General features: G+C 65.8%; 2 protein-coding genes. One reads left to right on the forward strand and one right to left on the reverse strand.

Features of this window, described 5'->3' with window-relative positions:
• Window positions 1-61 precede the first annotated feature (61 nt).
• Window positions 62-523 (reverse strand): RDD family protein, encoded by a 462-nt coding sequence (locus QMX78_RS21265; protein ID WP_282273418.1) that lies wholly within the window; start codon window positions 521-523, stop codon window positions 62-64.
• Window positions 524-594: 71 nt separating this feature from the next.
• On the opposite strand from QMX78_RS21265, the gene xerD reads away from it, so the two are divergent.
• Complete coding sequence (gene xerD, locus QMX78_RS21270) at window positions 595-1,572, forward strand: site-specific tyrosine recombinase XerD (protein WP_282273420.1); 978 nt, start codon at window positions 595-597, stop codon at window positions 1,570-1,572.
• The last annotated feature ends 330 nt before the right edge of the window (window positions 1,573-1,902 follow it).

Consider the following 1,902-nt stretch of genomic DNA (forward strand, 5'->3'; position numbering starts at 1 on the left):
GTGCCGAGCCGTGCTCGGCAGGGGCTCTACCGGCAAAACCTCTGCCGAGCATGGCTCGGCACTACAATTTCGTCAGTCTTGTGCCGCTCAGGCGGTCGTGCAGGGTCAGGCGCTCGCGGTCGAACAGCGCCCAGATGAAGCCGAAACCAGCCAATAGCAGCGACAGCGTGGCAAGTGCGTAGCGCTTCCACAGCTGCACCCGGCTGGGGGCTTGCCCGTCAGCGGTCTGCAGGCGCAGCCGCCAAGGGCGCATGCCCAGGGTCTGCCCGCCGCGCTTCCAGCTCTCGGTGGCATAGAGGCCTGCAACCAACCAGCAGCTCAGCCATAGCAGCCATTGCAATGCGCTGAAGGGATGGATGTTGTCGCGGCTGGCATGGCCAGCCAGGGTGTAGCCGACGGTGAACAAAGCCGACACCAGCATCCATAGCGCCAACACCGGCCACAGATCGTAGAACAGCGCGGCCAGGCGGCGCAGCAGCAACGCGGAAGGGCGGGGCGTTTCGGCAAGGGCGGGTGTGCTCATGGGCCGAGCATACGTTCTGTGATGGCATGCGTGCATGGGCAGCCGTTCGTGCCGGGCTTATCCTTATGCCGATGCCCGCGTCCATGACTCCTGCCGAACGCCGCCAGCTGGTGCAGCAACTGCCGCCATTGCGTGATGCCGATGACCGTTTGATCCAGCGCTTTCTGGATGCGATCTGGGCTGAAAATGGCTTGGCCCGGGCTTCGCTGGAGAGTTATCGACGCGATCTTGAAGGCTTGTCTCGCTGGCGCGATGGCGCCAACGACGGCCTGGCTGGGATTGATCGTGCGGGCCTGTTTGATTACCTGGCCTGGCGCACCCGCCACGGCTGGACCGCGCGCAGCAATGCGCGTCTGCTGTCGGTGCTGCGCGCCTTCTTCGCGCAGGCACTGAAGCGCGGGGAGCGCAGTGAAGACCCTGCGGCACTGCTGGAGTCGCCCAAGCTGCCACGCTCGCTGCCCAAGGCCTTGGCAGAGAGTCAGGTCGAGGCGCTGTTGGCAGCGCCAGATACGGAAAGCCCGGTCGGCCTGCGTGATCGCGCGATGCTGGAGCTGATGTACGCCGCTGGCCTGCGCGTCAGTGAGCTGGTCAACCTGCCGGCCAATGCGGTCAATCTGCGCCAAGGTGTGCTGCGGGTGACCGGCAAGGGCAGCAAGGAGCGGTTGGTGCCCTTGGGCGAGGAATCGCAGTACTGGCTGGAGTGCTATCTGGCCACGGCAAGGCCACAGCTCACGGGAGGCAAGCCGGTTGCGGCGACGTTGGCGGGGCAGGTGCCATTGTTTGTCGACATCGACCGTACCCCATTGAGCCGGCAGCAGTTCTGGGCCTTGGTGAAAGCCAGCGCGGCGGTGGCTGGTATTGATCCTGGAAAGATCAGCCCGCACGGCTTGCGGCACAGTTTTGCCACCCATCTGCTCAACCACGGCGCCGACCTGCGCGCGCTGCAGATGCTGCTTGGCCACAGCTCGCTGTCCACCACCCAGATCTACACCCTGGTCGCCCGTGAACACCTGCAGAAGCTGCATCGCAAGCATCACCCGCGGGGGTGAGGTTGTAGGGTTTGTTTGAAAGCGGACAGCGAAGAGCCAACCCCTCCCCAACCTTCCCCTACGCCTTCGGCGCAAGGGAGGGGGCAGAGGCATGGCCCTGCGCTTTTGGCGGAAGGGAGGGGGGCAGAGGCTTACCCTAGCGTCAGGGGGCAAAGGCGTAGTGCCGAGCCATGCTCGGCAGGGGCTCTCCCAGCGAAGCCCGTAGGAGCGGCGTTAGCCGCGAAGCAGAGGGGGTGTCAGGTTGCGGTTGATGCCTGTGCTCAGGGATGGGGGGCTTGGGGGGGGGCGGCCGCGGCGCCACGTCGGGGTTAGCCCCACCCCAGCCCCCGC

The sequence above is a fragment of the Stenotrophomonas sp. PS02298 genome, from assembly GCF_029959445.1.
Taxonomy (GTDB): Bacteria; Pseudomonadota; Gammaproteobacteria; order Xanthomonadales; family Xanthomonadaceae; genus Stenotrophomonas.